The following is a 24,153-nucleotide window of genomic DNA, read 5'->3' as shown; positions in this document are numbered from 1 at the left end:
AAGCACGGCGCCCGGGGCGTGCGAGCCCCGGGCGCCGTAGTTTCTCCTGCGACCTGATCCGCCGGACAGGCCCTAGGCGTGCCCTAGGCGCCGTAGGGGCGCCGCTCGTTCTCCCGTGCGGATGGGCCGGGGGTCGCGTCGGCGATCCAGGGGCCCTCGCCCGAGGGGTCGATGATGCCCTCTTCCAGCCAGGTGTAGGCCCCGCCGAGCACGCCCTTGACCACCTTGCGGTCCAACTCGTCGGTGTTGGTCCACAGGCGGCCGAAGAGTTCGTCGACGCGGATGCGGGACTGCCGGCAGAAGGCGTCGGCGAGCTGGTAGGCCTCGCGGCCGTGTTCGCCCTCACTGCGCAGCCGCTCGGCGCGCACGCAGGCCGCGCTCATCGCGAACAGTTCCGCGCCGATGTCGACGACCCGGCCGAGGAAGCCCTGCTTGGTCTCCATGCGGCCCTGCCAGCGGGACATGGCGTAGAAGGTGGAGCGGGCCAACTTGCGGGAGTGCCGCTCGACGTGGCGCAGATGCCCGGACAGGTCGATGTCGCGCTTGAACTCGCTGTACGACGACGGCAGTTGCCCGGGACCGGCGACCAGCTTCGGCAGCCACTTGGCGTAGAAGACGCCGGCCTGCGCGCCCGCCCTCGCCTTGTCCTGGAGGGTCTTGTCGGGGTCGATGAGGTCGCCGGCGACGGAGAGGTGGGCGTCGACGGCCTCGCGCGCGATGAGCAGGTGCATGATCTCGGTGGAGCCCTCGAAGATGCGGTTGATGCGCAGGTCGCGCAGCATCTGCTCGGTCGGCACCGCGCGCTCGCCGCGGGCCTTCAGGGACTCGGCGGTCTCGTAGCCGCGACCGCCGCGGATCTGGACCAGTTCGTCGGCCATCGTCCAGGACATCTCGGAGCCGTAGAGCTTGGCGAGGGCGGCCTCGATGCGGATGTCGTTGCGGTCCTCGTCGGCCATCTGGGAGGCCAGGTCGACGACGGCCTCCAGCGCGAAGGTGGTCGCCGCGATGAAGCTGATCTTGGCGCCGACGGCCTCGTGCAGCGCGACCGGCTTGCCCCACTGCTCGCGCTCCGCCGCCCACTCGCGGGCGATCTTCAGGCACCACTTGCCGGCGCCGGCGCACATCGCGGGCAGTGACAGGCGGCCGGTGTTGAGGGTGGTGAGCGCGATCTTCAGACCGGCGCCCTCGGGGCCGATGCGGTTGGCGGCCGGGACGCGCACCTGGTGGAAGCGGGTGACGCCGTTCTCGATGCCGCGCAGGCCCATGAAGGCGTTGCGGTTCTCGACGGTGATGCCCTCGGCCGTGGCCTCGACGACGAAGGCGGTGATGCCGCCCTTGTGTCCCTCGGACTTCGGCACGCGCGCCATGACGACGAGCAGGTCGGCGACCACCCCGTTGGTGGTCCACAGCTTGACCCCGTCGAGGACGTAGTCGTCGCCGTCGGGAACGGCGGTGGTGGCGAGGCGGGCCGGGTCGGAGCCGACATCCGGTTCGGTGAGCAGGAAGGCCGAGATGTCGGTGCGGGCGCAGCGGGGCAGGAAGGCGTCCTTCTGCTCCTGGGTGCCGAAGATCTTCAGCGGCTGCGGGACGCCGATCGACTGGTGGGCGGAGAGCAGGGCGCCGACCGCGGGGCTGACGGAGCCGACCAGGGCGAGGGCCTTGTTGTAGTACAGCTGGGTGAGGCCGAGACCGCCGTACTTGGGGTCGATCTTCATGCCGAGGGCGCCGAGTTCCTTGAGGCCGGCGACGACCTCGTCGGGGATGCGGGCCTCGCGCTCGATGCGGGCGGAGTCGATGGTCGACTCGCAGAAGTCGCGCAGTTCGGCGAGGAACGCCTCGCCGCGCCGCACGCTCTCGGCGTCCGGGAGCGGATGGGGGTGGATGAGGTCGAGCCGGAAGCGCCCGAGGAACAGTTCCTTGGCGAAGCTCGGCTTGTGCCAGTCCTGCTGCCGGGCGGCCTCCGCCACCTGGCGCGCCTCGCGCTCGGTGACGTTGGTGCGTGGGGTGGTGGGGGCGGACATGAGGCTCACCTCGCCGCGAAGAGGGATGATTGCGGACCGTTCGTTACCGACCCGTGCTACTGGATCGTTGGTACCTGAAACGGGCCGCCCCCACCACCCCTCGCGGTCCGATCGGGTCGATCCGATCGCTTCGACTTGATCGGATCGGAGCGAGAGGTGTCCGCGGGCATGAAGAACGGCCGACGCCCCCGCACAGTGGGCGCCGGCCGTTCCTGGTCCGACCTGTCCGTGGCAGGTCAGAGAGCGAGACCGGTCAGGACCAGCACACGCTCGTATGTGTAGTCGTCCATCGCGAACTTCACACCCTCGCGGCCCACACCGGACTGCTTGGCGCCGCCGTACGGCATCTGGTCGGCGCGGTAGGACGGAACGTCTCCGATGACGACACCGCCGACCTCAAGGGCGCGGTGGGCACGGAAGGCGACCTGGAGGTCGTGGGTGAACACGCCCGCCTGGAGGCCGTACTTGGAGGAGTTGACGGCGGCGAAGGCCTCGGCCTCGCCGTCCACCTTCTGCACGGTGAGGACGGGTCCGAAGACCTCCTCGCGGGCGAGGGTGGTGTCGGCCGGTACGCCGGTGAGGACGGTCGGCGCGTAGGAGGCGCCGTCGCGGTCACCGCCGGTGAGCAGGGTGGCGCCGGCCTCGACGGCCTCCTTCACCCAGGACTCGACGCGCTCGGCGGCGGCCTCGCTGACCAGCGGGCCGACGTCGGTCTTGTCGTCGTTCGGGTCACCGGTGACCTGGGCCTCGACGGCGGCGACGATGCGCGGGAGCAGGCGGTCGTAGACGGAGGCGTCCGCGATCACGCGCTGCACGGAGATGCAGGACTGGCCGCCCTGGTAGTTCGAGAAGGTCGCGATGCGGGTCGCGGCCCAGTCCAGGTCGGCGTCGCTCGCGAAGTCGCCGAGGACGACGGCCGCGCCGTTGCCGCCCAACTCCAGGGTGCAGTGCTTGCGCGGCACCGAGTCCATGATCGCGTAGCCGACCGTCTCGGAACCGGTGAAGGAGATGACCGGCAGGCGCTCGTCCTGGACGAGGGCGGGCATCTTGTCGTTGGCGACCGGGATGATCGACCAGGAGCCGGCGGGCAGGTCGGTCTCGGCGAGCAGGTCACCGATGATCAGGCCGGACAGCGGGGTGGCGGGAGCCGGCTTGAGGATGATCGGGGCGCCGGCGGCGATGGCCGGGGCGATCTTGTGGGCGCACAGGTTCAGCGGGAAGTTGAACGGCGCGATGCCGAGGACGACGCCCTTCGGGAAGCGGCGGGTCAGGGCGAGCCGACCCTGGCCGCCGGCGTCGGTGTCCAGGCGCTGGGCCTCGCCGCCGTTGAACCGGCGGGCTTCCTCGGCCGCGAACCGGAACACGGAGACCGCGCGGCCGACCTCGCCACGGGCCCACTTGATCGGCTTGCCGTTCTCGGCGGAGATCAGCTGGGCGATCTCCTCGGTGCGCTCGGCCAGGCGCTTGCTGACGTGGTCGAGGGCGGCGGCGCGGACGTGGGCCGGGGTGGCGGCGAAGTCCTCGCGGACGGCGTACGCCGCGGCCACGGCCTCCTCGACCTGGGCGTCGGTCGGCACGCTGACCTTGCCGACGAGCCGGCCGTCCCACGGGGAGGCGACGTCGAAGGTTTCCTCGCCGGTGACCTGGCGGCCGGCGAGCCAGAAGGCGTAGGTGGAAGTCATGTGCGAGTCCCGGCCCTTCCGCGTTGGGGGTGTTCGTTCGGTTCGTCTCCCACGGTAGGGCTGGGGCACGCCGGGGTCGCTTGTCCGAGTCGTACTGGTGGGGGCGGGTGATGTGCCGGATTGGCGGGGTGGGTGGGCGCGGCGGGGGCGGGCGGGCTTGGTGGGGGGGGGCTTGGTGGGGGGCTAAGCGTGGGGGGCTGAGCGTGGGGGGCTGAGCGTGGGGGTGGGCTCGGCGTGGTCGGGCTAAGCGTGGGCGGTGGGCCGGCGTGGGGGGCTAAGCGTGGGGGGCTGAGCGTGGGGGTGGGCTCGGCGTGGGCGGTGGGCTCGGCGTGGTGGGGCGGGCTCGGCGTGGTGGGGCTGATGTCGCGTGTCTCTCGCCCCCGCCGCCCCTACCCGTCCCATCCCAGGGGCTCCGCCCCTTCGGCCCCGCCGGGGGCTCCGCCCCCAGGACCCCCGATCGGCCTGAACGGCCTCGTCCTCAAACGCCGGACGGGCTTAATGAGGGTGTCCGGCGCGTCCTCAGACGCCGGACGGGCTGAGTGAGGGTGACCGGCGGCGCAGAGTCGCGTGGCCTGGTCGGGTCACTCGGGAGAGGTGGCCTTCAGGGCGAGCCACAGCTCCATGCGGACGTCCGGGTCGTCAAGGGAGCGGCCGAGGATCTCCTCGACCCGGCGCATGCGGTAGCGCAGGGTGTGGCGGTGGACGCCCAGGTCGGCCGCCGCCGCGTCCCACTGGCCGTGCCGGGAGAGCCAGGCGCGCAGGGAGGCGACGAGGTCGCCGCGGCCGGTCGCGTCGTGTTCGTGCAGGGCGCGCAGCAGCCCGTCGGCGAACGCCTTCACTGCGTCGTCGGCGAGCAACGGCAGTACGGATCCCGCCGCCACCTGCTCGTGCTCCACGAAGACCCGCCCCCGGCGGCGGGCCACCGACAGGGCCTGCTCGGCCTGCTTGTAGGCGGCAGCCGCGGCGATCGGTCCGGCCGGGGCCGACAGGCCGACGACCAGTTCCTCCTCCTCGCCGCCCGTCCGGTCCGGTACGGCACGCGCCGCCTCCAGTGCCGCCGCGTGGGTGGCGCAGGCGGCGACCGCCGCGCCCCCGTCCACGGCCAGTACGACCAGCCGCTCCCCCTCGGGCACGATCAGCACGGCCTCCCCCGACCTGGCTGCCGCGGACTCCACGGCCTCCTCGATGCCGCTCAGCGCGTCGCCGTCCGCGCGCGGCCCGGCTCCGGCCGGCGACTCGGCGACGATCATCCGGAACGGCGCGTCCAGCAGGCCGCCGTACAGGTCTCCGGCGACGGCGCGGGCGTGGTCCGGTTCCCCGGCGAGCAGCATGCGCAGGACGGCGGCGCCGATCCGCTGTTCGGCCTCGTGCAGGGAGCGGGAGCGTTCGGTGGTGAGGGTGAGCAGGGCGATCGCGGAGTGGACGGCGTAGCGCTCGGCGGTGCCGAGGGTGGCGGCGGTGCCGACGGCGAGCGCGGCGCGGGGGCGGCGGCCGGTGCCGAGGGAGTGCAGTTCGACCCGGTCCTCGTGGTCGGGGCCGCCGACCACCGAGGAGGCGGGGGCGGGCCGCTCCCGCAGCCGTTCGACGTCCGCGGTGAGCCGGGCGGCGCGGCGGCCGGCCCACTCGGGCGCGGTGGCGACGACGGCGCCCGAGGCGTCGTACAGGGCGGCCCATCCGTCGACCTGGGAGGCGAGGGCGGTGAGCAGTCCCTCGGGGCCGGCGTTCAGGGCCTGCTTGGTCAGTTCGCGCTGGGCGGCGAAGCCGGCGGTGACCGCGCGGTACTGGTCGGCGGCGATCGCGGCGGAGACGGCCTTGCTGATGGCGAGGAAGGGGGTGCGGCGGGGCACCTCCAGCAGGGGCAGTCCCTCCGCCTCGGCGGCGTCGACGAGGGCCCGGGGGATCTCCTCGTAGTTGACCCCGACCGCGAACCCGAGCCCGACGACTCCGGCGCCGGCCAGCCGCTTCACGTAGCGCCGCATCGCCTCCGGGTCCTCCGCGTCCAGCTTGAGCGCGGTGACGAGGAGCAGCTCGCCGCCCTCCATGTAGGGCACGGGGTCGGCCAGCTCGCTCACGTGCGCCCAGCGGACGGGGACGTCGAGGCGGTCCTCGCCCGCGCGCACGGTCAGCTTGAGCGCGGAGTGGTGGACGAGCGAGGCGAGGGTGACGGGCATGAGGCCTTCAGGTCGGGGGGATCGGGTGATCGTGGTGATCGTTCGGCCGCCGCACATGAATTTTGGCCGCCGCGTATGAACAGCCTATGCCGATTCTGCCGCACCGTACGATCCCGGGGTGAGCCCTTCTCCCGGCCCCCCGGCACCGCTCATCCCCTGAGGTCCACCAGCAACGGCGGCGCGTGCTCTCCGCGCACCGTCGTCAACGACAACACCGCGTGCCCCGCCGGCACCCCGTGCGCCAACTCCGAAGCCGACCACCGCTCCCTCTCGACCTGCCGGACGGTGACGGCGCGGGCGGTCGGTGCCTGGCCGGTGATGACGCGGCGGACCATGTGCAGGGCCTTGCCCGCGGGGGTCTCGGCGATGATCTGCCGGTCGGTGACGTCCCGGGTCTCGGTCCACTCCTTGCCCCACACCTCGGCGAAGTCCTGGCCGTCCCAGGGGGTGAGCCCGGACAGCGCCACCCGGCACCCGGTCGCGCCGAGCAGCGGACCGCGCAGCGGCCTGGGTGCGTCGTCCAGGGTGCGCAGGGTGAGGACGATCCCCGCGTTCGCGGACCGCAGACGCTGGATGCCGCGCACGGACTCCGGCGTGACGACCCCGCTCGCGTCGTCCAGCAGCAGGCAGGCGAAGAGCGACCGGTCCTCCCGTACCGTCACGCTCGCCGTGAACTGGGCCAGCACCAGGCGGGCCAGGATCCGGGAGGCGTCGGCGTGTCCGCGCTCGGGCAGGTCGATGCGGACACGGACCGGGTGGTCAAGGGCCCTGAGGGAGAACGGCCGGGACCGGCCGGAGGTGTCGAAGAAGGCGGCGAAGGCGGGCCGGTCGAGCAGCGCGATCCGGTCGGCGAGCACCGAGCCGATGTCCCCGGGGTGGCCCATCTGCCGTTCGCGCGCGTCGAGTTCGCGCAGCAGCGAGTCCTGCCCGGTGTCGGTGAGCGCCTTGCGCAGCGCGGCGAGCGGGCCCGGGGTGCCGTCGAGGAGCTGGCGCAGTTCGGGGACGGACGGGAAGCGGCCGTGGACCGCGCGGAACGGGCCGAGCAGCTGGGCGAGGACGGTGGTGGAGCGGCGGGTGTCGCCGCCGGGGTGCGGGTCGGCGAGGTCCCCGACGAGGGCCTCGGCGAGTATCGCGGCGGCCTCGTCGGGGTCGGTGGTGCCGCCGTAGAGGTCGAGGTCGTGGACGGAGTCGGGGTGTCCGATGCGGACGACGACGTCGTACGCATCGGCCGGGCCGAGTCCGGCGCCCGCGGCTCCGACGACCACGACGGCGGCGCGCCCGGCCAGGGCGTGCAGGCACAGCGACTCGGCGAGCGGCCGGACCAGGGTGCCGGTCTTGCCGGAGCCGGCCGGGCCGACGGCGAGCAGTGAGGTGCCGAGCAGTTCGGTGCCGAGGGCGAGTCCGGCGCCCCGGTAGTGGTAGGGGTTGCGCGGGTCGTCGGCGGTGGTGCCGAGCCGGACCTGGCCCGTGAACAGGTCGTGGCGGGCGTGGCGGACGGGCAGGTCGCGCTCGCCGGAGGGGTGCGGGCAGGCGGCGGAGCCGTCCTTGAGCACGGCCGTGGTGAAGGTGGCCAGGTTGTGGGTGCCGGACCACACGCCCTGCCAGGCCCGGCTGATCCGGGCGTGGTCGACGTCCCGCATGAGTCCGGACCTGGCCTCGGTGGCGAGCCGGTCGGCGGCGGCGTGCGCGCCGGCGGCCCGCAGCTCGGGCCATTCGGCGGGGTCCTGCTCAGGTGCGGGTGCCGGTTCGGCGGCCGAGCCGGCCGGGCGCCAGGCGGGCGGCCCGAAACGCCGCCAGAGTTCGCCCCAGCGGCCGAGCCGGCCGACGACGAGCAGGATGACCAGCGCGATGAGCGTGTAGTACGAGTACCAGAGGACGGCGTTGCCGACGTGGCTGTTCTGGCGCCAGGAGTCGGGAGTGAACAGCTCCAGGGGCAGCACCCACCAGCCGCCGAGGTAGCCGTTCCAGAGCAGGGACCACACCAGCCAGCCGACGAGGAACGCGATCAGCGCGCCGCTGAGCAGCTGCCGGGCCGGGGTCAGCTCGGGCTCCTGCTCGGGCCGGGGCCGGTATCCGAACCGCCACACCCCGGGCGCGGCCTTGGGGCGCGGTGTGCGCAGCCAGGTCAGGAAGGTGGTGCCGTCGGGGCGGGGCGGGGCTCCGGGGGGTGCCGGGGGCATGGGGGGGACGGCAGGGGCCCCCAGGGGTGCGGCGGGGGCCTCCAGGGGTGCCGCGGGGCCTCCCAGGGGTGCGGCGGGGGCCTCCAGGGGTGGTGCCGGGCGCGGTACCGGGTTCGCATGTGTGCCGCGCGCGTCCCGCGTCCCGTCGCTGTCCATCGCCGTTGCCCCCTGACCAGCCGTTCCGTCCACCGTCCGCGAGCAATCTAACGCCCCGGCAAGGGGAGTTCACCGTTTACGCGGCCGAGGACCCCTCCGCGACGACGGACGACCGTGACTCACTGTTATGTCCATCGAGGACAACCGGCCTCGCCGACAACGCCCACATGGAGCATGCCCACCCTCCACAGCCCGTCCTAGCCTGCGAGAAAAGAGGTAAGCGTCCGTAATACCCCCCAGGAGCCCCGCATGACCGCACTTCCGCAGGAGCGCCGCGTCGTCACCGCCATTCCCGGCCCCAAGTCGCAGGAGCTGCAGGCCCGCCGCACGGCCGTGGTCGCCCAGGGTGTGGGCTCCACGCTGCCGGTGTTCGTCACCCGCGCCGGCGGCGGCGTCATCGAGGACGTGGACGGCAACAGCCTGATCGACTTCGGTTCCGGCATCGCCGTGACCTCGGTCGGCGCCTCCGCCGAGGCCGTCGTCCGCCGTGCGAGCGCCCAGCTCGCCGACTTCACCCACACCTGTTTCATGGTCACCCCGTACGAGGGCTACGTGGCCGTCGCCGAGGCGCTCGCGGAGCTCACTCCGGGTGACCACGCGAAGAAGTCCGCGCTGTTCAACTCCGGCGCCGAGGCCGTCGAGAACGCCGTCAAGATCGCGCGTGCGTACACCAAGCGGCAGGCCGTGGTCGTGTTCGACCACGGGTACCACGGCCGGACCAACCTGACGATGGCGCTGACCGCGAAGAACATGCCGTACAAGCACGGCTTCGGTCCGTTCGCGCCCGAGGTGTACCGCGTCCCGGTCGCCTACGGCTACCGCTGGCCGACCGGCGCCGAGAACGCCGGCCCCGAGGCCGCCAAGATGGCCATCGACCAGATGACCAAGCAGGTCGGCGCGGACAACATCGCCGCGATCATCATCGAGCCGGTGCTCGGCGAGGGCGGCTTCATCGAGCCGGCCAAGGGCTTCCTGCCCGAGATCGTGAAGTTCGCCAACGACAACGGCATCGTCTTCGTCGCAGACGAGATCCAGTCCGGCTTCTGCCGCACCGGCCAGTGGTTCGCGTGCGAGGACGAGGGCATCGTCCCGGACCTGATCACCACCGCCAAGGGCATCGCGGGCGGTCTGCCGCTCGCCGCCGTGACCGGCCGCGCCGAGATCATGGACGCCCCGCACGCGGGCGGCCTGGGCGGCACCTACGGCGGCAACCCCGTGGCCTGCGCCGGTGCGCTCGGCGCCATCGAGACGATGAAGGAGCAGGACCTCAACGCCAAGGCGAAGAACATCGAGGCGATCATGAAGTCGCGCCTCACCGCCATGGCCGAGAAGTTCGACATCATCGGTGACGTCCGTGGCCGTGGCGCCATGATCGCCATCGAGCTGGTCAAGGACCGCGCCACCAAGGAGCCCAACCCGGAGGCCGCCGGCGCGCTCGCCAAGGCCTGCCACGCCGAGGGCCTGCTGGTCCTGACCTGTGGCACCTACGGCAACGTGCTCCGCTTCCTGCCCCCGCTGGTCATCGGTGACGACCTCCTGAACGAGGGCCTGGACATCATCGAGCAGGCGTTCTCGCGCATCTGAGCGAACACCGCGGCCCGGACGGGCCGGCTGCGGCAGGCCGTGTGAAGAAGGTGTGCGAGGTGGATGTCGGGACGCCGTTCCGGCTGCCCAAGCGCGACGGCCTACCGTAGGTTCTCAGATGAGAGATACACCCCGCCCACAGGGGACTGTGGGCGACTTCAGGACGAGGCCTCCCCAGCTTCGCCCTGGTCGTGCCCTCGCGCACACAACCGGTGCCTGACGGCTCCGGGATCTCCTCACCGATCGGACGGTCGCCGCCCCAAACCCCCCGGGGCGCGCGACGTTCCGGTCCGGACGGCCGCCTCGGAACCATCCCCCCTGTTCCGGGGCGGCCGACCTCCTTCCGCCCCCCGCGGGCCCGCACCTGCGATGCTGGGCGCCGTGTCGACCGTTCTCCGCCGTGCCCTGCTCCTGGGCGTCCCGGCCGTGCTCCTCGCCCTGTTCACCTGGCAGGTCCTGGCGCACGGCCCGCTGCTGCGTCTGGACGCCCGTGTCAGCGGGGCGCTCGTGCGTCCGGACGACGTCTCGGAGGCGCTCTCCGATCTGGGGAACGTCCAGGTCGCCGTCCCGGTGCTCGCGCTCGCCCTCGGCTGGGTCCTGTGGCGCGCACGGACGGCCGGTGCCGAGCGGTGGTGGCTGCCGGCGCTCGCCGCGGCGGTGCTCATGGCCCTGGTCCCGGCGCTCGTCGTACCGCTCAAGGACTGGACCGCACGGCCGGGGACCCCCGTGGTGCCCCCGGCCGTCGGCTACTTCCCCTCGGGCCACACGGCCACGGCGATGGTCGCGTACGGCTCCGCGACCCTCGTCCTGCTGCCCTGGCTGCGTTCGGCTCTCGCCCGCCGCCTGCTGGTCGCGGGCTGTGTGCTGCTGGTCCTCGGGGTGTCGTACGGCCTGGTCCGGCGCGGCTATCACTGGCCGCTGGACGTGGTGGCCGCGTGGTGTCTGTGCTCCGTGCTGCTCACCGCCCTGTCCCTCGTGCCGGGCGTCAGCCGAAGTAGGCGTCGAAGTTCTGCTGGAACTCCCAGTTCGCGTAGCGGTCCCAGTTCACCGACCACGTCATCAGACCCCGCAGGGCGGGCCAGGTGCCATGGGTCGGGTACGAGCCGCAGTTCGTCCTCTTCGTGAGGCAGTCCAGGGCCTTGGTGACCTCGGCGGGAGCGACGTACCCGTTGCCCGCGTTCACGGACGCCGGCATGCCGATCGCCACCTGGTCCGGGCGCAGCGGCGGGAAGGCGTTGTTCGCGTCGCCCGCGACCGGGAAGCCGGTGAGCAGCATGTCGGTCATGGCGATGTGGAAGTCGGCGCCTCCCATGGAGTGGTACTGGTTGTCCAGGCCCATGACCGGGCCCGAGTTGTAGTCCTGGACGTGCAGGAGGGTGAGGTCGTCGCGCAGGGCGTGGATGACCGGGAGGTAGGCGCCGCAGCGCGGGTCCTGGCCGCCCCACTTGCCGGTGCCGTAGTACTGGTAGCCCATCTGCACGAAGAAGGTCTCCGGTGCCATCGTCAGGACGAACCGGTCGCCGTACCTGGCCTTCAGGGTCTTCAGCGCCGAGATCAGATTGACGATCACCGGGGTCGTCGGGTTCCTGAAGTCGGTGTCGTTCGCGTCCAGGGACAGGGAGTGGCCCTCGAAGTCGATGTCGAGGCCGTCCAGGCCGTAGGTGTCGATGATGTCCGAGACCGAGGAGACGAAGGTGTCGCGGGCGGCCGTCGTGGTCAGCTGGACCTGGCCGTTCTGGCCGCCGATGGAGATCAGCACCTTCTTGCCGGCCGCCTGCTTGGCCTTGATCGCGGCCTTGAAGTCGGCGTCGCTCTCGGCGTTCGGGCACACGGTGGCCGGGCAGCGGTTGAAGCGGATGTCGCCGGAGGTGGCCGAGGTGGGCTCGCCGAAGGCGAGGTCGATGACGTCCCAGCTGTCGGGTACGTCGGCGAGGCGGGTGTAGCCGGAGCCGTTGGCGAAGGTGGAGTGGAGGTAGCCGACCAGGGCGTGGGCGGGCAGGCCGGGTGTGCCACCGCCGCCGGTGCCGGCCGTGGTCGTCGCGGTCACCGTGTCCGACCTCGCGGACTCGCCGGCGTCGTTGCTCGCGGTGACCTGGAAGGCGTACGCCGTCGAGGGCGCGAGGCCGGTGACCGTGGCCGAAGTGCCGTTCACCGCCTGGGTCTTGGCTCCGTCGCGGTAGACGGCGTAGCTCGTCGCACCGGTCACGGGTGACCAGGACAGGGCGACGGAGGAGGACGTGACGGTGCCGGCCGTGAGACCGGTGGGGGCGGCGGGCGGCTGGGTGGTGCCGCCGCCCGGTCCGAGAAGGGAGATGTCGTCGGCGTAGTAGGCGCCGGTGCCGTACCAGCCGTGCGTGGAGATGGTCACCTTGGTGGTGCCGGGGCCGGTGGTGAAGGTGGTCGTCAGTTTCTGCCAGTCGGGGGCGGACGGGGTCCAGGTGGAGACGTCGGTGGTGCCGGTGCCGGTCGCGCCGAGGTAGACGTAGGAGCCGCGGACGTAACCGGACAGCGTGTAGGGGGAGTTCGGCTGGACGGTCACGGTCTGCGTGCACTGGGCGTTGTCGCTGCCGGCCGGGGTCGCCCGCAGCGCGGAGCCGCCGCTGTGCACGGGTGAGCCGACCGTCGTGGCGGCGGTACAGGTCCAGCCGGACAGGCCGGACTCGAAGCCGCCGTTCACCGCGACGTCCGCGTCGGCCGCGCGGGCGGCCGACGAGAGCGCGGTGATGCCGGGCAGGGCGAGGGCCAGGACCGCGAGGAGGGCGACCAGGGGTCTGGAGCGTTCCACAAGTGCCTCCGGGCTCGGGGGGTTTGGAGGGTGGAGCGCACTCAACTTGGTCCAGACCAATTGCGTTGTCAAGGTGTCCGACCGGCACCGTCCTCCCGTCTGGCCAGTCGCGCCGCCGCCTCGTGCATGGCCAGCTCCAGCAGCGCCGGGTCGGTGAGCGTGCCGGATCCGTCCGGCTGCACCAGCCAGTGCACGGCCCGCGTCGCGCGGCCGGGATACGGCACCACGATCCAGGTGCCGGGTCCGGCCGTGCGGATACCGGTGCCGAGCCAGCGGGTCGCGGTGCCCGGCGGCACGAAGAAGCCCACCCTGTCGTCGCCGAAGTCGGCCAGCACCGGGCCGGGCCGGTCGAGCACGCGGGTCAGCACGTCGAGGGTGGGACAGCCGAGTTCACCCGGGAGAATGAGCACGTCCCAGGTCTTGCCGGCGGGCAGCAGGGCGATACCGAGAGGGTTGCGCTCCCACTCCCAGCGGCACGCCTCGGGATCGGGTGCGGCGGACGCCAGCCATTCCAGCGCCGTCTTCGTCCCAGCCATGAAAGGACCTCCCTGACTCTCCGGACGCGATCGCGCCCGCGGGAGAGAGGGAGGTCACATGGGGGGCATTACGCGGGTTGCCGCATTTCCTTGAAGTGACCTGGATCACATCGGCAGTTCCCGTGCGGGTGGGCGGAGCCCGGGGCTTCCGGAGAATCCGGGGATCCCCGGGAGCCCGGGGCTCCGCAAGAGCCCGGGTCTCCCCGAGAGGCCGGAGCTCCGCAAAAACCCGGAGCTCCCCGAGAGGCCAAGCTCAGCTGTCGAAGCCCAGGCCCAGCCGGTCCATCGTGCGCAGCCACAGGTTGCGGCGCCCGCCGTGCTCGTCGGCGCGGGCCAGCGACCACTTGGTCAGCGCGATCCCGGTCCAGGCGAACGGCTCCGGCGGGAACGGCATCGGCTTCTTGCGCACCATCTCCAGCTCGGTCCGCTCGGTGCGCTCCCCGGCCAGCAGGTCCAGCATCACGTCCGCGCCGAAGCGCGTGGCGCCCACGCCGAGCCCGGTGTAGCCGGCCGCGTACGCCACCCTGCCCTGGTGGGCGGTACCGAAGAACGCCGAGAAGCGGGAGCAGGTGTCGATCGCGCCGCCCCAGGCGTGGCTGAAGCGGACGCCCTCCAGCTGCGGGAAACAGGTGAAGAAGTGGCCCGCGAGCTTGGCGTACGTCTCCGGGCGGTCGTCGTACTCCGCCCGCACCCGGCCGCCGTAGTGGTGGACCGCGTCGTAGCCGCCCCACAGGATCCGGTTGTCGGCGGACAGCCGGAAGTAGTGGAACTGGTTCGCCGAGTCCCCGAGCCCCTGGCGGTTCTTCCAGCCGATCGACGCCAGCTGGTCGGCACTGAGCGGCTCGGTCATCAGCGCGTAGTCGTAGACCGGGACGGTGTACGAGCGCACGCGCCTCAGCAGGTTGGGGAAGATGTTGGTGCCGAGCGCGACCCTGCGGGCGCGGACGGCGCCGTACGGGGTGCGCACGGCCATGCCGGCGCCGTACTGCTTCAGGGTCAGGGCGGGCGTGTGCTCGTACACGCGCACACCGAGCCGGACGCAGGCCTGCTTCAGGCCCCAGGCCAGCTTCGCCGGGTGCAGCATGGCCACACCCCGGCGGTCCCACAGGCCCGCCTCGAAGGTGGGCGAGGCGACCTGCTCGCGCACGGCATCGGCTTCGAGGAACTCGATGCCGTCCGCGAGGCCCTTCTCCTCCAGCTCCCGGTGCCAGTCGCGCAGTTCCCGGGCCTGGTAGGGCTCGGTGGCGACGTCGATCTCACCGGTGCGCTCGAAGTCGCAGTCGATGCCGTGCCGGGCGACGGCGGCCTCGATCTCGTCGAGGTTGCGCCGGCCCATCTCCTCCAGCTTGTGGATCTCGTCCGGCCAGCGGGTGAGCCCGTTGGACAGGCCGTGGGTGAGGGAGGCGGCGCAGAAGCCGCCGTTGCGGCCCGAGGCGGCCCAGCCCACCTCGCGGCCTTCCAGCAGGACCACGTCCCGCTGCGGGTCGCGCTCCTTCGCGTTCAGCGCGGTCCACAGTCCGCTGTAGCCGCCGCCGACGACCAGCAGATCGCAGGTCTCGGTGCCCGTGAGGGCGGGCTCGGCGTGGGGCTTGCCAGGGTCCTCCAGCCAGTACGGGACCGGCTGGGCCTCGGAAAGAGAGGCGATCCAGTTGTCTTTGCCACGACTCATGGCGCTCGGGGCCATGATTTCAACTCCCCACAGGGCTTTACGCCGTCTTACGCCTTCTGCTTGTTACGGCGATTGCTGATGACCATCGAGGTCAGGACGAACAGTACGGCGACCAGGAACATGGCCGTACCGATGACATTGATCTGGACGGGTGTTCCGCGCTGCGCCGATCCCCACACGAACATGGGGAAGGTGACGGTGGAGCCCGCGTTGAAATTGGTGATGATGAAATCGTCGAAGGAGAGCGCGAAGGACAGCAGCGCGCCCGCGGCGATTCCGGGTGCCGCGATCGGCAGGGTGACCCGCACGAAGGTCTGCACCGGGCCGGCGTACAGGTCCCGGGCGGCCTCCTCCAGACGCGGGTCCATCGACATCACGCGCGCCTTGACGGCGGTGACGACGAAGCTCAGGCAGAACATGATGTGCGCGATCAGGATCGTCAGGAAGCCGAGCTGGGCGCCCATGTTGAGGAACAGGGTGAGCAGCGAGGCGGCCATGACGACCTCGGGCATCGCCATCGGCAGGAAGATCAGCGAGTTGATGGCGCCGCGGGCGCGGAAGCGGTAGCGGACCAGCGCGAAGGCGATCATCGTGCCGAGGACCGTGGCGCCGATGGTCGCCCAGACGGCGATCTGGAGGCTGATGGACAGCGAGCCGCACATGTCGGCGACGCCGCACGGGTCCTTCCAGGCGTCGGTGGAGAACTGCCGCCACTGGTAGTTGAAGCGTCCCTTCGGTTTGTTGAAGGAGAACACCGTGACGATGACGTTCGGCAGCAGCAGATAGGCGAGGGTCAGAAGTCCCGCGATGACGACGAGACGGCGCTTGAGCCAGGTGACGACGGTCATTTAGACCAGGTCCTCCGTCCCGGATCGGCGGATGTAGATCGTGACCATGGCCAGGATGGCGGCCATGAGGATGAAGGAGAGGGCCGCGGCCGTCGGGTAGTCCAGAATTCTCAGGAACTGGGTCTGGATCACGTTTCCGATCATGCGGGTGTCGGTCGAGCCGAGGAGTTCGGCGTTGACGTAGTCACCGGCCGCGGGGATGAACGTCAGCAGCGTGCCGGAGACGACGCCCGGCATCGACAGCGGGAAGGTCACCTTGCGGAAGGTGGTCCACGGCTTGGCGTACAGGTCGCCGGCCGCCTCGTGCAGCCGCCCGTCGATCCGCTCCAGCGAGGTGTAGAGCGGCAGGATCATGAACGGCAGGAAGTTGTACGTCAGTCCGCACACCACGGCGAGCGGGGTGGCGAGCACGCGGTCGCCGGCCGTCCAGCCGAGCCAGCCGGTGAGGTCCAGGACGTGCAGCGCGTTCAGGGTGTGCACGACCGGGCCGTTGTCGGCGAGGATCGTCTTCCAGGCGAGCGTGCGGATCAGGAAGCTGGTGAAGAACGGCGCGATCACCAGGATCATGATCAGGTTCTTCCAGCGGCCCGCGCGGAAGGCGATCAGGTAGGCGAGCGGGTAGCCGAGCACCAGGCACAGCAGGGTCGCGGCGGCGGCGTAGAAGACCGAGCGCAGGAACTGCGGCCAGTACTCGGACAGCGCGTCCCAGTAGGTCGCGAAGTGCCAGGTGACCTTGTAGCCCTGCTCCAGGGAGCCCGTCTGCACGGACGTGGAGGCCTGGTAGATCATCGGCAGCGCGAAGAAGACGACCAGCCACAGGATGCCGGGCAGCAGCAGCCAGTACGGCGTGAACCGGCCGCGTTTGCGCGGGGCTTTCCGCGCCGGCTCGGCGGGGGCGAGAGGCGGGGGCGCCTCGGTGAGCGTCGACATGGTCAGGCCGCCTCTTCCTCGACGGTCTCCACGCCGGCGGAGCCCGTTGTCCCAGCAAGCAGGGACTGGGCGGCGTCGAGTCCGAAGGTGTGCGCCGGGCTCCAGTGCAGGACGACGTCGGCGCCGGGGACGAGGCGTCCGTCGCGCTCGACGTTCTGCACGTAGACGGCGAACTCGTCGCAGACCGGGGTGTCGATCACGTACTGCGTGGAGACGCCGATGAAACTGGCGTCGGCGATCTTGCCGGTGACGCGGTTGCGGCCCTCGGGGATCTCGCCCGCGTCGTCCGCGTGGGTGAGGGAGATCTTCTCCGGGCGGATGCCGACCAGCACCTTGCCGCCGGTCGTCGTACGGGCCGAGCAACGCGCCTCGGGCAGCACCAGCTTGCCGCCGCCCGCCTTCAGCACGATGTCGTCGCCGCTCTTGGAGTCCACCTCGGCCTCGATGAGGTTGGACGTGCCGAGGAAGTTCGCGACGAAGGTCGTCTGCGGGTTCTCGTACAGGTCGGTGGGCGAGCCGAGCTGCTCGACGCGGCCCGCGTTCATCACGGCGACCGTGTCGGCCATGGTCATGGCCTCCTCCTGGTCGTGCGTGACGTGGATGAAGGTGATGCCGACCTCGGTCTGGATGCGCTTGAGCTCCAGCTGCATCTGGCGGCGCAGCTTGAGGTCGAGGGCGCCGAGCGGCTCGTCGAGCAGAAGCACCTTCGGGTGGTTGATCAGCGCGCGGGCCACGGCGACGCGCTGCTGCTGGCCGCCGGAGAGCTGGTGCGGCTTCTTGCGCGCCTGCTCGCCGAGCTGGACCAGCTCCAGCATCTCCTCGACCTGCTTCTTCACGCTCTTGATACCGCGCCGGCGCAGGCCGAAGGCGACGTTCTCGAAGATGTCGAGGTGCGGGAAGAGGGCGTAGGACTGGAACACCGTGTTGACGGGCCGCTTGTACGGCGGCAGGTGCGTGACGTCCTGCTCACCGAGGTGGACGGTGCCGCCCGTCGGCTCCTCCAGGCCCGCGATCATGCGCAGGGTGGTCGTCTTGCCGCAGCCCGAGGCGCCGAGCAGGGCGAAGAAGGAGCCCTGGGGCACCGTCAGGTCGAGCGGGTGCACGGCGGTGAAGGAGCCGTAGGTCTTGCCGATCTTGGTGAGGCGGACGTCGCCGCTGTGGTCTGTCGTCGTCATCGTCGTCGTCACGCCCCTGTGAGCTTCGAGAACTGCTGCTGGTACGCCGTCTCTTCCTTCTGCGTCAGGGCGCGGAAGGAGCGAGACCTGGCCTGCATGGCCTTGTCGGGGAGGATCAGCGGGTTGTTCGCCGCGTTTTTGTCGATCTTGGCAAGGTACGGCTTCACTCCCGCGACCGGGCTCACGTAGTTGACGTAGGCGGCGAGTTCGGCGGCCGGCTCGGGCTCGTAGAAGTAGTCGATGAGCCGTTCGGCGTTCGTCTTGTGACGCGCCTTGTTGGGGATGAGCATGTTGTCGGTCGCGGTCATGTAGCCGTGGTCGGGGATGACGTAGCCGACGTCCGGGTTGTCCGCCTGGAGCTGGATGATGTCACCGCCCCAGGCGACACAGGCGGCGAAGTCGCCCTTGGTGAGGTCGGACGTGTAGTCGTTGCCGGTGAAGCGGCGTATCTGGCCCTTGTCGACGGCCTTCTGGAGGCGCGCGATCGCCGCGTCGAAGTCGTCACCGGTGAACTTCTCCGGGTCCTTGCCCATGTCGAGCAGGGTCATGCCGACGCTGTCGCGCATCTCGGTCAGGAAGCCGACGCGCCCCTTGAGCTTGGGGTTGTCGAGCAGGTCGGAGACCGACTTCACCTCGATGCCGTCGAGCGCCTTCTTGTTGTACGCGACGACGGTCGAGACGCCCTGCCAGGGGTACGAGTAGGCGCGGCCCGGGTCCCAGTCGGGGGCGCGGAACTGGTCCGACAGGTTGGCGAAGGCGTGGGGCAGGTTGGAGGCGTCCAGCTTCTGGACGTACCCCAGCCGGATCATGCGGGCGGCCAGCCAGTCGGTGAGGATGACGAGGTCGCGGCCCGTGTCGTGGCCGGCGGCGAGTTCCGGCTGGATCTTGCCGAAGAACTCGTCGTTGTCGTTGATGTCCTCGGTGTACTTGACCTTGATCCCGGTCCGCTCGCCGAAGGCGTCGAGCGTGGGATGCGTCTTGGTCTTGTCGTCAACGTCGATGTACTCGGGCCAGTTGGAGAAGTTGACGACCTTCTCCTGCTTCGAGTGGTCGTCGGCGGCCACGCCGCCCTGGTTCTTGCTCGCCGCGGGGATGCCGCAGGCGCTCAGCGCTCCGATGCCGCCGACCGCGAACGCGCCGCCGGCGGAGGCGCGCAGCAGTGACCGGCGGGACATGGCGGCCCGCCCGTTTCGCAGGCTGCGCCGCAGGGCGGCCACTTCGACCGGGGTCAGGGGGTCGGCCTCGAACTGCTCCATGCTCGTGGTGCCCTTTCGGGAGGGGTCGGCCTGGTGGGAGGCCGGGTCGGATCTAGCGGTCCCCGAAGATGGTGCGGTGCCAGTCCTTCCTGGCCACCGCGGTGTTGTCGAACATTACGTGCTTGACCTGCGTGTACTCCTCGAACGAGTACGCGGACATGTCCTTGCCGAAGCCGGACGCCTTGTAGCCGCCGTGCGGCATCTCGCTGATGATCGGGATGTGGTCGTTGATCCACACGCAGCCCGCCTTGATCTCGCGGGTGGCGCGGCCCGCCCGGTAGACATTGCTGCTCCAGGCGGAGGCGGCCAGACCGTACGGAGTGTCATTGGCCAGACGAATGCCGTCATCATCACTGTCGAAGGGCAGGACGACCAGTACCGGGCCGAAGATCTCCGACTGGACGATCTCGCTGTCCTGGTCGGCGTCGGCGACGAGGGTGGGCCGGTAGTAGGCGCCGTCCGCGAGTTCCCCCTGCGGGGCCTCGCCGCCGGCGACCACGCGCGCGTAGGCGCGGGCCCGGTCCACGAAACCGGCGACGCGGTCGCGCTGCACGTGTGAGATGAGCGGCCCGAGGTCGGTGCCGGGGGCGAACGGGTCGCCCACCCGCACGGTCTCCATCAGGGCGGCGGTCCGCTCGACGAAGGCCTCGTAGAGGGGGCGCTGCACGTACGCGCGCGTGGCGGCCGTGCAGTCCTGCCCGGTGTTGATGAGCGAGCCCGCGACGGCGCCGTTGACCGCGGCCTCCAGGTCGGCGTCGTCGAAGACCACGAAGGGGGCCTTGCCGCCGAGTTCCAGGTGGATGCGCTTGACGGTGGCCGTGGCGATCTCGGCGACCCGCTTGCCCACGGCCGTGGACCCGGTGAAGGAGGTCATCGCCACGTCCGGGTGCCCGACCAGGTGCTCGCCGGCCTCCTTGCCGGTCCCGGTGACGATGTTGATCACACCGTCGGGGATGCCCGCGTCGGTGGCGGCCTGAGCGAAGAGCAGCGAGGTCAGCGGGGTCAGCTCGGCCGGCTTGAGCACGATCGTGTTGCCCGCGGCGATCGCCGGGAGGATCTTCCAGGCGGCCATCTGGAGCGGGTAGTTCCAGGGCGCGATCGACCCGACGACACCGATGGGCTCGCGGCGCACGTACGACGTGTGGTCGCCCGAGTACTCGCCGGCGGACTGCCCCTGCAGATGCCGGGCGGCGCCCGCGAAGAAGGCGGTGTTGTCGATGGTGCCGGGTACGTCGAACTCGCGGGTGAGCTTCAGCGGCTTGCCGCACTGCAGGGACTCGGCGCGGGCGAAGTCCTCGGCACGCTCCGCGAGCACGGCCGCGAAGCGGTGCAGGGCGTCGGAACGCTCGCCCGGGGTGGCCGAGGACCAGCCGGGGAAGGCCTCGCGCGCGGCGGCGACCGCCGCGTCGACGTCCTGCGGACCGGCCAGTTCGTAGGTGTACACCTCCTCACCGGTCGCGGGGTCGACCACGGCGTGATGCCGGCCCGAGGTGCCCTTCGTCAGCCGGCCGGCGATGAACTGCGCGCCGTCCGCGAAGCGGTCCTGTGCGGGGAATCGTTCCGGGGTGGCGGTGCCCGGGTTGTGCATGTCGCTCTCCTCCGCCGTTCGCCCCGCCCAGAGGGGTGGGCGGCGTAGCTCCAGCTCGATTTGAGTGCCGATCCTGACAGAGCAGTACGGCACCAACAAGTGATTCCGTTGTTGCCTTTTGGTTACGCGACGGAATCTGTCGACCAGGTGTCGAGTCGACACGGAAAAGGACGGACGGAGTGTCAGTGGTGCGTGCCACACTCGCGTGCATGGAGACGATCAACGGAGTGGAAGCGCTGATCAGGGAGGTTCGGGCGGGGGCCCGGATCAGGTACCTCCACTTCTGGGGGCACCGGCCGCGACCCGACGGGCGGATCGGCGCGAGCTGTCTGAGCCAGTGGTGGCCGTCACTCTTCGTGGTCGACGGGGTGGAGTACGCGACGGCCGAGCACTGGATGATGGCCGGCAAGGCGCGGCTGTTCGAGGACGCGGAGGCGGAGCGGCGGGTGCTCGACGCCGGGCATCCCGCCCAGGCGAAGAAGGCGGGGCGGCTCGTCCGGAACTTCGACGAGCGGATATGGGAGCGGGAGCGCTTCGGGATCGTCGTCGAGGGCAGCGTCCACAAGTTCTCGTCGGACGCCGGCCTGCGCGCGTTCCTGCTGGGCACCGGAGACCGGGTGCTGGTGGAGGCGAGCCCCGTGGACCGCGTGTGGGGCATCGGCCTCACGGCGGACGACGCGGCGGCGTCGGATCCCGAGCGGTGGAAGGGGCCCAACCTGCTGGGGTTCGCGCTGATGGAGGCGCGGGAGCGGATTCGCCGGGGCGTGTGAGCGGGGCGGGGGTTGGCGGGGCGGGGCTGGGCTTGGTGGGGCTGGGCTTGGTGGGGCTGGGCTGAGCTTGGTGGGGCTGGGCACAGCGAGGCCCGCTCGCCTCGGGGGAGGCGGGCGGGCCGGGGACAGCTGCTCAGCGCCGGATCACTGGGATCAACGCGATCAACGGGATCACCGGATCACTGGGGAAGGACCGGTGCCGACACGCTCGGGGCGGAGTTGTAGTACGGGTCCGTGCCGGAGTCGCTGTTCCCGTCGTCGTTCACGGCGGCGATGATCACGATGGCGTAGAACGTGACCGCCGCAACACCCAGGACGGTGCCGATGATGCCGGTGATGAAGCCCGCCTGGGCCTGACTCCGGTTGGTGGCCTCGCCGCGGTCCGCCCGCTTCTTGCCCTTGACGCCGAGGATCACGGCGGTGATGCCGAGCGCCAGCGAGGGCAGGCCGTAGAAGCAGAACAGAACGCAGGACAGGATGCCGAGCACCATCGCGGCGGTGCCCATGCCGTTCTGCGGGGCCATCGGCATGCTCCAGCCGTACCCCTGCTGGGGGTATCCCTGCTGGCCGTACCCGTGGGGGTAGGACGGATAGGCGGGGTAGCCGTAACCGCTGGGGGCCGCCGGGGCGACGGGCGGGGGCGGGACAGTGGGTCCGCCCCAGCCCTGCCCGGGAGCCGACGGCGTGCCGGGCTGACCGTAAGCCGGGGTGCCGGGGGCGGCGGGCTGGCCGTAAGCCGGAGTGCCGGGGGCGCCGGGGGTCCCGTAGCCGGGGGTCGGCATGGAGATCATCGTGGCCTGGTCGTGCACGGACGGCGGCCCCGCCGGGGGCACCTGGCCCTGCACCGGCGGCTGCTGTCCGGGCGCCTGCTTCTCCAGTGAGGGCTTGCTCTCGGGCGGCGCCCACGGGTCAGAACCCGCTCCCCCGCCCGCACCCGGCTGCGTCCCGTCCGTCACGTCCCCATCCCCCTCGTTCTGATCGTCAGATCATGGTAGATCCTCCGCCCGAACCCCCGGTTCCCAGCCCACCACCCACCCCGCCCCACAACCATCCGGACCAGCCCCAGACCATCGGCATCGGCATCGGCACCCAGGCCGACTTCCTCCCCCAGCCCCATCTCCGCCAGTACAGACCCGGCCACCGCAGCCGGCCCACCACCACCCCACGCGACCACGGCACCGGTCACCACGCCCCGCCCCCGTCGGTCCCCACACCCGAACCCCGACCCACCGCACCGCTCGGCCCACACCCGAACTCCGCACCACCGACCACCGCACCCGACCTCACGCTGTGCTCGACCGCCCACCGCACCCGCACCCGACCCCGACCCACCACTCCGCCGGACTCCCGCCCCCGAACACCGCGCCCACCACACCACCCGGCCATCGCACCCGACGCCCCCTCCACCAGCCCACCGACCCCACGCCCACGACCCCGCCGGGCCCCACACCCGAACCCCGCCGGCCCCACACCCGAAGCGCTCGACCGGCCGCCGCCCCCAGCCCGCCCCAGCCCTTCCCGCCTTCCTCCCCACCCCCGCCCCGGCTCCCCGCCTCCGCCTAGGATGAGCCCGCATCATCGATCAGCCGATCACCCGCGCCCGCCGCACGGACCATGTCCCCGGGGGGCGCCGCATACGGGGAGGACCCCTTGACCGAGCGCAGCACCGAGCGCACCGAGCGCTTCGAGACCCGCACCGAGCGCGGCGCGGACATCGGCGCCGTTCCCGCCGCCCGCGCGGGCGACCGCGATCTGCATGCCTTCGTCGCCGGGCTGCCCAAGGCCGAACTGCACGTCCACCACGTCGGCTCCGCCTCCCCCCGGATCGTCTCGGCGCTGGCCGCCCGGCACCCCGACTCCAAGGTGCCCACGGACCCCGAGGCCCTGGTCGACTACTTCACGTTCACCGACTTCGCGCACTTCATCGAGGTGTACCTGTCGGTGGTCGACCTCGTCCGCACCCCGGAGGACGTCCGGCTGCTGACGTACGAGGTCGCCCGGGACATGGCCCGCCAGCAGGTGCGCTACGCCGAGCTGACCATCACCCCCTACTCCTCGACCCGGCGCGGTATCGACGAGAAGGCGTTCATGGACGCGATCGAGGACGCCCGCAAGGCGGCCGAGGCCGATTTCGGGACCGTGCTGCGCTGGTGCTTCGACATCCCGGGCGAGGCCGGCCTCCAGTCCGCCGAGGAGACGGCACGGCTGGCCACCGACGACCGGATCCGCCCGGAGGGCCTGGTGTCGTTCGGGCTCGGCGGGCCCGAGATCGGCGTGCCCCGGCCGCAGTTCAAGCCGTTCTTCGACCGGGCGATCGCGGCCGGCCTGCACTCGGTCCCGCACGCCGGCGAGACGACCGGCCCGCAGACGGTGTGGGACGCGCTGACCGAACTGCGCGCGGAGCGCATCGGGCACGGCACCAGCTCGGCCCAGGACCCGAAGCTGCTCGCCCACCTCGCCGAGCACCGCATCCCGCTGGAGGTCTGCCCGACCTCCAACATCGCCACCCGCGCGGTGCGCACCCTGGACGAGCACCCGATCAGGCAGTTCACCGAGGCCGGCGTGCTGGTCACGATCAACTCGGACGACCCGCCGATGTTCGGAACCGACCTCGACAACGAGTACGTGGTGGCCGCCCGCCTGCTGGGCCTGGACGAGCGGGGCGTGGCCGGACTCGCGAAGAACGCCGTAGAGGCGTCCTTCCTGGACGAGGCGGGCAAGGCGCGGATCGCGGCCGAGATCGACACGTACACCGACACCTGGCTCGCCCCCTGACCCCTGGGCCGTGGTCACAATGGGAGC

General features: G+C 71.4%; 16 protein-coding genes and 1 pseudogene. 4 read left to right on the top strand and 13 right to left on the bottom strand.

Annotated features, from left to right (window positions below):
- Positions 1-83: 83 nt before the first annotated feature.
- From ACGFYV_RS31885 to ACGFYV_RS31870, 4 genes are all read right to left on the bottom strand, one after another.
- Positions 84-2,021, bottom strand: a complete 1,938-nt coding sequence (locus ACGFYV_RS31885) for an acyl-CoA dehydrogenase family protein (protein WP_393881990.1) — start codon at positions 2,019-2,021, stop codon at positions 84-86.
- A gap of 236 nt (positions 2,022-2,257) precedes the next feature.
- On the bottom strand, positions 2,258-3,703 hold the full coding sequence (locus ACGFYV_RS31880; RefSeq protein ID WP_393881989.1) for an aldehyde dehydrogenase family protein: 1,446 nt from the start codon (positions 3,701-3,703) through the stop codon (positions 2,258-2,260).
- 581 nt (positions 3,704-4,284) lie between these two features.
- Positions 4,285-5,874, bottom strand: coding sequence for a PucR family transcriptional regulator (locus ACGFYV_RS31875; protein WP_393881988.1), 1,590 nt, complete (start codon positions 5,872-5,874; stop codon positions 4,285-4,287).
- Positions 5,875-6,023: 149 nt separating this feature from the next.
- Positions 6,024-8,054 carry an ATP-binding protein gene (locus ACGFYV_RS31870; RefSeq protein ID WP_393881987.1) on the bottom strand — a complete coding sequence of 677 codons (2,031 nt, stop codon included), beginning with the start codon at positions 8,052-8,054 and terminating at the stop codon, positions 6,024-6,026.
- Between the two features lie 405 nt (positions 8,055-8,459).
- Here ACGFYV_RS31870 and gabT point away from each other — a divergent pair, with 405 nt between their 5' ends.
- Positions 8,460-9,794: a 4-aminobutyrate--2-oxoglutarate transaminase gene (gene gabT / locus ACGFYV_RS31865; RefSeq protein ID WP_393881986.1), complete on the top strand. Its 1,335-nt coding sequence runs from the start codon at positions 8,460-8,462 to the stop codon at positions 9,792-9,794.
- Positions 9,795-10,163: 369 nt separating this feature from the next.
- Positions 10,164-10,838 (top strand): annotated as a pseudogene (locus tag ACGFYV_RS31860) (phosphatase PAP2 family protein); the annotation flags it as partial.
- Here the strand turns inward: ACGFYV_RS31860 and ACGFYV_RS31855 are convergent.
- The 8 genes from ACGFYV_RS31855 to ACGFYV_RS31820 form a co-directional block, all read right to left on the bottom strand.
- Positions 10,780-12,579, bottom strand: coding sequence for a chitinase (locus tag ACGFYV_RS31855; RefSeq protein WP_393881985.1), 1,800 nt, complete (start codon positions 12,577-12,579; stop codon positions 10,780-10,782). The pseudogene ACGFYV_RS31860 and the gene ACGFYV_RS31855 sit on opposite strands and share 59 nt — an antisense overlap.
- A 68-nt stretch (positions 12,580-12,647) precedes the next feature.
- Entirely contained in the window at positions 12,648-13,115 is a 468-nt protein-coding gene (locus ACGFYV_RS31850; RefSeq protein ID WP_393881984.1) for a hypothetical protein, read from the bottom strand.
- A 253-nt stretch (positions 13,116-13,368) separates the two neighbouring features.
- Positions 13,369-14,799, bottom strand: coding sequence for an NAD(P)/FAD-dependent oxidoreductase (locus ACGFYV_RS31845; protein WP_393881983.1), 1,431 nt, complete (start codon positions 14,797-14,799; stop codon positions 13,369-13,371).
- 32 nt (positions 14,800-14,831) lie between these two features.
- Positions 14,832-15,632, bottom strand: coding sequence for an ABC transporter permease (locus tag ACGFYV_RS31840; protein ID WP_393881982.1), 801 nt, complete (start codon positions 15,630-15,632; stop codon positions 14,832-14,834).
- Complete coding sequence (locus ACGFYV_RS31835; RefSeq protein ID WP_393881981.1) at positions 15,633-16,562, bottom strand: ABC transporter permease; 930 nt, start codon at positions 16,560-16,562, stop codon at positions 15,633-15,635.
- Between the two features lie 2 nt (positions 16,563-16,564).
- Positions 16,565-17,737, bottom strand: coding sequence for an ABC transporter ATP-binding protein (locus tag ACGFYV_RS31830; RefSeq protein ID WP_393881980.1), 1,173 nt, complete (start codon positions 17,735-17,737; stop codon positions 16,565-16,567).
- Between the two features lie 8 nt (positions 17,738-17,745).
- Complete coding sequence (locus ACGFYV_RS31825) at positions 17,746-18,993, bottom strand: PotD/PotF family extracellular solute-binding protein (protein WP_393881979.1); 1,248 nt, start codon at positions 18,991-18,993, stop codon at positions 17,746-17,748.
- Positions 18,994-19,045: 52 nt separating this feature from the next.
- Entirely contained in the window at positions 19,046-20,581 is a 1,536-nt protein-coding gene (locus tag ACGFYV_RS31820; protein ID WP_393881978.1) for a gamma-aminobutyraldehyde dehydrogenase, read from the bottom strand.
- Positions 20,582-20,790: 209 nt separating this feature from the next.
- On the opposite strand from ACGFYV_RS31820, the gene ACGFYV_RS31815 reads away from it, so the two are divergent.
- Entirely contained in the window at positions 20,791-21,351 is a 561-nt protein-coding gene (locus tag ACGFYV_RS31815) for an NADAR family protein (RefSeq protein WP_393881977.1), read from the top strand.
- 179 nt (positions 21,352-21,530) lie between these two features.
- Here the strand turns inward: ACGFYV_RS31815 and ACGFYV_RS31810 are convergent, their stop codons facing one another.
- Positions 21,531-22,307, bottom strand: a complete 777-nt coding sequence (locus ACGFYV_RS31810; RefSeq protein WP_393881976.1) for a DUF4190 domain-containing protein — start codon at positions 22,305-22,307, stop codon at positions 21,531-21,533.
- Positions 22,308-23,064: 757 nt separating this feature from the next.
- On the opposite strand from ACGFYV_RS31810, the gene ACGFYV_RS31805 reads away from it, so the two are divergent.
- Positions 23,065-24,126, top strand: a complete 1,062-nt coding sequence (locus ACGFYV_RS31805) for an adenosine deaminase (protein ID WP_393882000.1) — start codon at positions 23,065-23,067, stop codon at positions 24,124-24,126.
- Positions 24,127-24,153: the final 27 nt, after the last annotated feature.

The organism is Streptomyces sp. NPDC048297 (assembly GCF_043201585.1).
Taxonomy (GTDB): Bacteria; Actinomycetota; Actinomycetes; order Streptomycetales; family Streptomycetaceae; genus Streptomyces.
Note: the sequence above shows the minus strand (reverse complement) of the source record. Positions and strands in the feature narration are given on the sequence as shown.